Source organism: Chlamydiota bacterium (assembly GCA_016178055.1).
Classification (GTDB): domain Bacteria; phylum Auribacterota; class JACPWU01; order JACPWU01; family JACPWU01; genus JACOUC01.
In genome coordinates, this window is sequence record JACOUC010000029.1 from 1 (window position 1) to 6,899 (window position 6,899).

General features: G+C 39.7%; 9 protein-coding genes. 7 read left to right on the plus strand and 2 right to left on the minus strand.

What is annotated here, in order from left to right; translation table 11 throughout:
- A partial coding sequence (locus tag HYS07_03630) for a hypothetical protein (GenBank protein ID MBI1870266.1) occupies positions 1 to 430 on the plus strand: 430 nt, incomplete at its 5' end.
- 17 nt (positions 431 to 447) lie between these two features.
- On the opposite strand, the gene HYS07_03635 is transcribed toward HYS07_03630, so the two are convergent.
- Together HYS07_03635 and HYS07_03640 are read right to left on the minus strand one after the other, a co-directional pair.
- Positions 448 to 1,053 (minus strand): hypothetical protein, encoded by a 606-nt coding sequence (locus HYS07_03635; protein MBI1870267.1) that lies wholly within the window; start codon positions 1,051 to 1,053, stop codon positions 448 to 450.
- Complete coding sequence (locus tag HYS07_03640; GenBank protein MBI1870268.1) at positions 1,050 to 1,814, minus strand: nucleotidyl transferase AbiEii/AbiGii toxin family protein; 765 nt, start codon at positions 1,812 to 1,814, stop codon at positions 1,050 to 1,052. The genes HYS07_03635 and HYS07_03640 overlap by 4 nt, the downstream gene beginning before the upstream one ends.
- A 396-nt stretch (positions 1,815 to 2,210) precedes the next feature.
- Between HYS07_03640 and HYS07_03645 the strand changes: the two genes are divergently transcribed.
- The 6 genes from HYS07_03645 to HYS07_03670 all read left to right on the plus strand — a co-directional run.
- Positions 2,211 to 2,393 carry a DNA-directed RNA polymerase subunit omega gene (locus HYS07_03645; GenBank protein ID MBI1870269.1) on the plus strand — a complete coding sequence of 61 codons (183 nt, stop codon included), beginning with the start codon at positions 2,211 to 2,213 and terminating at the stop codon, positions 2,391 to 2,393.
- Positions 2,394 to 2,412: 19 nt separating this feature from the next.
- Complete coding sequence (locus HYS07_03650) at positions 2,413 to 3,102, plus strand: nucleotide exchange factor GrpE (GenBank protein ID MBI1870270.1); 690 nt, start codon at positions 2,413 to 2,415, stop codon at positions 3,100 to 3,102.
- Entirely contained in the window at positions 3,099 to 4,103 is a 1,005-nt protein-coding gene (locus HYS07_03655) for a flippase-like domain-containing protein (protein ID MBI1870271.1), read from the plus strand. Before HYS07_03650 ends, HYS07_03655 begins: the two co-directional genes overlap by 4 nt.
- Positions 4,100 to 5,692 carry a glycosyltransferase family 39 protein gene (locus HYS07_03660; protein ID MBI1870272.1) on the plus strand — a complete coding sequence of 531 codons (1,593 nt, stop codon included), beginning with the start codon at positions 4,100 to 4,102 and terminating at the stop codon, positions 5,690 to 5,692. The genes HYS07_03655 and HYS07_03660 overlap by 4 nt, the downstream gene beginning before the upstream one ends.
- Before the next feature lie 33 nt (positions 5,693 to 5,725).
- Complete coding sequence (locus HYS07_03665) at positions 5,726 to 6,352, plus strand: phosphatidylserine decarboxylase (GenBank protein ID MBI1870273.1); 627 nt, start codon at positions 5,726 to 5,728, stop codon at positions 6,350 to 6,352.
- Positions 6,353 to 6,608: 256 nt separating this feature from the next.
- Positions 6,609 to 6,899, plus strand: a 291-nt coding sequence (locus HYS07_03670; protein MBI1870274.1) for a hypothetical protein, incomplete at its 3' end; no start/stop codon positions are given.

A 6,899-nucleotide genomic window follows, 5' to 3' on the forward strand; every position in this document is an offset into this window, starting at 1 on the left:
TTTGGGTGAAAATAAAGATTTGAGGGCGCTTGTGCCTACTGAGGAATTGATTGTTTTGTCTGGGGAAGGGGATGTGGGTGAACCCCTGACCAAAGCGATTGATCAAAAACCGGAACAAATTCGCGTCATTGGAGATGAAAAGAATTGGCCTCGTTATGGTCCTTCTTTGAGAGAAAAAGGAATTCAAGCCGTTTACGCCCGTGAAGGATTTGATGTGGACTGGTTGGTCTGGGCTGTATTGTGTGCGGATTCTGCGGAGGAATTTAATAGGCTGATCAAAGCCCTTGAAATCCCCAAGGAAGAGGCGGATGCCTTAAGAGAGCAAATGACTCAAGATGGAGGAGTCAGGCCTCCTTTACAGGTTCGTTCTCTCATGCGAGACATGGAGCTCACTCGCGAGTCCGCCGATATTCGGGACGAGAGTATGTAAAACGGGTTTCCATGGGTCTATTGCTTGCCAATTTCTTCGAACCGCATTTTCACAAGTGTTCTTCTAGAGATCGATAAAATTCTAGAGATGTATTTTTTTACGAGATTCATGCGAAAATTTTTAGGAATTAAAATTTCGGGCAGAGTTTTAAAAAGCCTGCTTTTGGCGGGGGTTAAGTAAAGTAAATCAAGAAGGGCTTTTTCAGGAGAAGCCATTTTTGCGATGCCTTTTCCAATAATCTCAAAGCCAAAAAAGAAATTGGGATGGATACGATGGATTGAAAATGTGCCGAGTGGAGTTTTGTAAATCTTTGTTCTGCTCAAGGAAATAGCATAGATATTTTCGGGAATTTGTGAAATCATTTCATGATAATAAAGGGCTGTTTGAAGGGAAATATAGCTTGGCCATGGAGCGGTGAGACTTTCGGGGATGGTTAAGGGATCTGTTTGTGGAAAGGCCCAGACGCCTTTTGAGAGATGAACGAACAGTTGCGATTCTGAAAGACGGGAGAGCATTTTAGACGCATGAGGGGCTGAAAGTTTCAGTAAGGCTGCTGCATCTTGAGTAGAGACGCTCCCTTGATGGAGTTTCAAAAGTTCTTGATAAGCATGGATCAGTCTCATAATTTCAGTTTCTCTATTTCTCTCAAAACTTCTTCATGTAGTTTTTCCCATATTTCTTTGCTGTAGTATTCCTGGTATTCATGGGCAAGATACGCGAGCACCTGACCTTTAAAATCTTCCCATCTTAATGATTTTGCATTCTCTAGAGCTCGTTGAACATCTATTCCCTGAAGGTGAAAGGGTTCCTTTGCTATGATGGCTCCGGCCTCAATGAGGAGTTTGAGATCAAAGATATCTCTGGCTTGAGTGATGTTACGGTTACTGAGAGCATGTAATTTCTGAGCAAAGGCAGTGGTCTTTGAGTAGTGATTCACTAAAACAGGATAGAGTTTATAGAATTGAATCATTTCAGGATCAATAGGCTCAAATTGGGTTCTTTCAATGAGGGTTCTTCGTGAGAATTCAATTTTTGTTGGGACGAGGACTTCCTTCCCTTCTACTTTAAGTAAAATTTTCCATCGTTGGGTTGTTTCTGTTTGTTTTGGGGTAGAAGTGCGATTGAGTTCAATACCACGGGAATTCAGCATGTGGTGCAAGGACTTGCTGTTAAGGATTTTCCCAATTTTCCTTTCGAGTGTATCTTTTGCAACCGTTTGAATATCGATGTCCAGGTCTTCAGAGTAACGGATGCTTTTCATAAAAAAACGTAAATTACATCCTCCTTTTAGGGCATAGAGTCCCTTATCAAGATTTTCTCCAACATGGCGTAGGAAAATAAGATGAAACAACTCAACCGCTTGTAAATGTGAATAAGTATTCATATTTTATATATTACAAGAATTAGACATTTATGTCAAATAAGAGTATTGACCCAAGAACAGAGATAGGAAATGGAATTCGACGCAAAATCTTGGCCATCATCTTGACCTTCAGAAAGCCTCGACAGACACCTGTCAGTGTATGCCTACGTTTTTTTCAGGTCAATCTGGCTCAAGCTTTTGCGTCTCGGTTCTCATTTCCTATCTCTGTCCTTGGGATTGATATAAGGATAGAAAAAAGAAGCAAAAACGCAAGACTTAGTGCTTGAGTTATATTGTTGTTGGTAAAACAATTTGAATTCCACCCTTTTTTGTCATATACTGAACCCCCTAAAAATTGTAATTTTGTTTGACCTGAAAGGAGTGTTGATTATGGTGAAGCGCCAGTTGCTTGAAGAAATGGCAAAGAGGCAAGAGAATGGCCCTCTTCTTATTAATATGTTAACCAAGAGAATTCGGCAATTGTTTCGAGGGGATAAACCCATGGTTGAAAGCGCCCCCTCAGAAGACTACGATAGTATTGCCGTTAGGGAATTTCTCGAAGGGAAGTTGTACATGAAAGAATTAATCTTAGAAAAATAATTAAAATTTAAATTTCTGTATGAGTGATGATAAAAAGTTAGAGGATCAAGCTTCTAAGAAAGAGATGGATAGTGCTCCTCCGGGTTCAAAAACTTCTGACCTTTCTTTCAAGGAGGAAGGTGATCAAAGGGTTTTGGATAAGCGGGTGTGGACTTCAAGGAAGCGTTTAGAAGAGCTCAAAAAAAAGGCCCAGAGTTCCGAGTTTTATTTGGACCATCTTCAACGGCTTCAAGCGGAATTTGATAATTTTCGAAAAAGAAATGTCAAAGAGCGCGAAGATTTTAGAAAGCTCGTTCTCGAAGACTTTTTGATTGAATTGGTTGAAGTTCTCGATAATTTTGAGAGGGCTTTAGAATCATCTAAAGAAAACCAGAACTTCGAGAATTTTAGAACAGGTGTGAATATGATTTATCACCAATTTCAGGATTGCTTAAGTCGTCGAGGAATTACGGTTATTGAGGCTTCGGGGCAAATTTTTGATCCCCTGAAGCATGATGCGGTTTCTTACGAAGACTCTAGTCATTCCCCCCATCAGGTTATTCATCAATTAAGTAGGGGGTATTCTCTTCATGGAAAGGTGATTCGCCCCAGCAGGGTCAAGGTTTCAAAAGAGTCACCTCCTTCTGAAAAGGACGCATCTTCTACTGTTGATCCCTCATCCCCAAAAAATAATGATTGTAAGGAAGGCGAAGCTGGTAAGAATTCATGAAGGGTAAGTCCAATTTAATTCGGGTTGTCATTGGTACCGGATTTGGACTGTTTGTCGCGGCTCTCCTTTTCTTTCAAATTCGTGTAAAAGATTTTTCAATCCTTCTTAAGGCTTTGTCAGGGACTCAAATTTTTCTAGCCTTTCTTTTTTATACGGTGACGACTTTTTTAAGAGCCCTCCGGTGGCAGGGGATGCTGGTCGGTAAAAAAATCCGACTTTTTTCTCTTTTCTGTGTCACCTCGATTCATAATATTTTGAATCATCTTCTTCCCGCGAGAACGGGCGAGGCCTCTTATGTTATTTTAATGAAGAAAACGGCATCGGTCAGTTCTTCTCAAGGGATTGCGACGCTTCTTCTTGCACGGGTCTTTGATTTAACGGCGATGGGATTTTTTTTCTTAGGATCGCTTTTGCTTTTTTGGAATCAAATCACCGTTCCCGTGATGAAGCTTTTTATGATCACTTTTTTTAGCCTGCCTTTTTTACTGCTTATTTTTTTAGTCGCTTTTTCTAGGAAAGGGGCTCAAGCTGTTCATGATTTTTTTTTAAAGCGGGGTTTTTTAAAATGGAAATTTTTTTCGTGGCTGTCTCAAGGTTTGAAACAGCTTTCACAGGATCTTTATCAAATTAAAGCTTCAGGAAAATTGTGGAGGTATGTTGCTCTAACCTTCCTGGTCTGGGGTACAAAATTTTATTGTTTTTATATCATTGCTCGGAATTTAATTTCTTCTCAAGTGATTACGTTTTGGACAACCGTTTTGGGAACGACGTTTTCGGAACTGGCTTCGACCTTACCTATCTATGGTTTTGCAGGTTTGGGGACGATTGAGGGAGGATGGACTTTAGGGTTTTTGCTTTTGGGAATCAGCCGCCAAGAAGTGATTCTGGCTGCTTTTTGTTTTCATTTACTCGTTTTAAGTTTTGCGGCCATTTTGGGGATTTTCGGATTCTTTTGTTTGAGGACCCATTCGAAGGTAAATTCAAATAAAGAAACGATATGAAAAAGAATTTAATTTATATTTTGGTTCTGCTGACTCTTTCATTAGTGGTTTTCTTCTTTAAGCTGGGATCCCTTCCTCTTTTTGATCCCGATGAACCTCGCTATGCTGGAACGGCATCTGAAATGATGGAAAGCAAGGACTGGATTAATCCCCAGTTTAACGGGGAAGACCGTTGGGATAAACCCGTTTTATTTTATTGGTTCATTGCAGGGGCCTATCAACTGTTTGGAATTTCAGAGTGGAGTGCTCGGTTCCCTTCCGCACTTTTTGGACTCTTAAGCTTATTTCTTGTTTTTTTCTGGGCCTGGAAGAATAATCAAAAAGAGCGGGGTTTTTTAGCGGCTTTAATTTTAGGGACGTCTGTTGAGTTTTGCATTGTAGGGCGTTTAAGCATCACAGATATGAGTCTATCTTTTTTTAAAAGTTTGGCCCTGGTGATTGCTTTTGAATCGTGGCGTCGGAGTCAAAGTCAATATATTTTATTTACTTATATTCTCTGTGCGATTGCCTTTTTAATCAAAGGACCCGTCGGTTTGGTTCTGCCGGCCATGATTTTTTTTATTTTTCTTGCCGTGACAAAAAACCTTAAATTTCTTAAAAATTGTCGAGTCATCACAGGCCTCATCGTTTTTGTAGCTGTGGGTCTTCCTTGGTACATTGCTGAATGTTTGCTTCATAAAGGATTTTTCGAATATTTTTTTATTTTTCATAATGTAAAACGTTTTGCAACAGAGGAACTTCGTCATACGCAGCCGTTTATCTATTATTTTGGTGTAGTAGCCGTTGGTTTTTTCCCCTGGTGTGTTTTTATTCCCCGCACTTTTAAACGGGCTATCAGAGACTATTGGAAAGATCCCTTTTCTTGTTTTCTCATCGTATGGGTTGTCGTGGAATTTTTATTTTTCTCTTTTTCAAAGGCTAAATTAGCCACTTATATTCTCTCCATCTTTTTACCTCTGAGTCTCCTCGTCGCTCAATTTTTTGAGGATGAGTTGAAAGTAGAAAAGAAGTTGGGAGTTAGGATAGAAAGTATTTTTTTAAGTGTGGTTTTTATAGGACTTGTTGGGCTAGGAGGATGGGTTTGGCTAAATCGTTTCCCAGAGGATCTATCGAGTTTTCTTGCGGTTTCATTACCTATTTTATTTGGATTTTTAGGAATGGCCATCGCCTCTTTTTATGGAGGTGTTCGGTGGGTCTTTCGTCTCGTTTCAGGTTTTGCTTTGTTGGGATTCGTTCTTTTTGTTCAGCTTCTGGCGCCTAAAATAGGGGAGTCAAGTTCCATCAAGGAATTAGCCCGTCCCATTCGACTTTTTCAAAAACGACCCGAGAGAATTATAAGTTCAGGCTTTTTTAAGCCCAGCCTCGTTTTTTATTTGAAACCTAAGATTGAGAGGGTTGATGACGTCATTGAGCTAAAATCACTGATTCACAATTCGTCGAATATCATCTTTTTTATGAAAGAAACCTTTTATTTTTCCCTGTCAGGTGATCCTATTTTTAAGGAAATAATTTTGCTAAAACGTTTTCGGGGCAAGGTAGTTGTGACAAACTTAAAGTCACGTCAGTTTAATCCATTTGAAAAAAGTTGACGATGATGTAAGGCCTTGTATAATGAAGGTGATATGAGAATTCCAGTTGCAAAAGAATCTTATCTATTTTTACTCCTACTCCTCATTTTATCGGGTGTGCTTCTAAAGACTTGCGGTTTTTTTTCCATTATCAGTTTAGTCGTTTTCGTTTTGACCGCCCTTTTTTTTAGGGATCCGAAGCGAAAGGTTTATTCTCATCTCAATGAAATTGTATCTCCAGCGGATGGGCGAATTATTCAAATTAAAAAGGTGGAAGAGGAGGGTTGTGTATGGAATCTCGTCAGCATTTTTATGTCTCCTTTGAATGTTCATATTAATTATGCTCCAATGGAAGGAGAGGTTTTAGATGTGGCTCATAAGTCCGGGTCTTTTTTGAGAGCCGATCACAAAGATGCTTCCACCCAGAATGAATCGAATACGCTTTTGATTCGGGGGAAAAAGATCGAGATCAAGATGAGACAAATTGCGGGTCTATTTGCTCGCAGAATTGTTTGTTATTGTAAATCAGGTGATTTCCTTAATTTGGGTCAGAAAATTGGATTGATTCAGTTTGGTTCGCGTGTGGATCTTTATTTCCCCCTTTCTCTCCATTTAAAAATCAAAGAGGAGGATCGGGTGAAGGGGGCCCAAACAATTTTAGGCATCATCAGCCCTAAGTAGTAGGTTTAAGCAAAAAAACAGCGTATAGCGCTTTTATTAAAAATTGATAATTGAAAATGGGTAATTTAGGAATTTATTTATTTTACCTTTATTATCAATTCCCAGCACAACATTGTTAAAACTCTAAGCAGCGATAGAGAGACTGCGTATAAGTCTGGCCGATTTAATTTTGAAGAACTGATGAGACAGGGTATGACTCTTTGAGAGAGTGGAAGTTGTATCAAAGAGCATAAGAGAGTAGAAGGCGGGGCTTCTTATGAAACTTTTCAAATCACTTCTCTCATCGTTTATTTCCTTCTCTCTTGTTCTTTCTCAAATTAATCTGACACTTGCTGATACGCGTGAAAATATCGCTCCCCTTTTTGAACCATTTATAAAACCTTCTCTCTCTAAGCAAGCCTCTTTTCCTCCCCTTGAGCTTGGAGGAAATTGTGGCCCAAAAGTGCTACAGGCTATTTTGGAAGGCATGGGGCGAAAGACCTCGCTCGACCCATTAATTCTTCAGACAAGTACCCAAAGAGGACAAACGAGCCTGGCGGGGTTAAGA

Bases quoted from the DNA above. Each gene is read 5' to 3' on its own strand.
- HYS07_03660 (MBI1870272.1), top strand. From the start codon at position 4,100: ATGAAAAAGAATTTAATTTATATTTTGGTTCTGCTGACTCTTTCATTA.
- HYS07_03665 (MBI1870273.1), top strand. From the start codon at position 5,726: ATGAGAATTCCAGTTGCAAAAGAATCTTATCTATTTTTACTCCTACTC.
- HYS07_03635 (MBI1870267.1), bottom strand. From the start codon at position 1,053: ATGAGACTGATCCATGCTTATCAAGAACTTTTGAAACTCCATCAAGGG.
- HYS07_03640 (MBI1870268.1), bottom strand. From the start codon at position 1,814: ATGAATACTTATTCACATTTACAAGCGGTTGAGTTGTTTCATCTTATT.
- HYS07_03645 (MBI1870269.1), top strand. From the start codon at position 2,211: ATGGCAAAGAGGCAAGAGAATGGCCCTCTTCTTATTAATATGTTAACC.
- HYS07_03655 (MBI1870271.1), top strand. From the start codon at position 3,099: ATGAAGGGTAAGTCCAATTTAATTCGGGTTGTCATTGGTACCGGATTT.
- HYS07_03650 (MBI1870270.1), top strand. From the start codon at position 2,413: ATGAGTGATGATAAAAAGTTAGAGGATCAAGCTTCTAAGAAAGAGATG.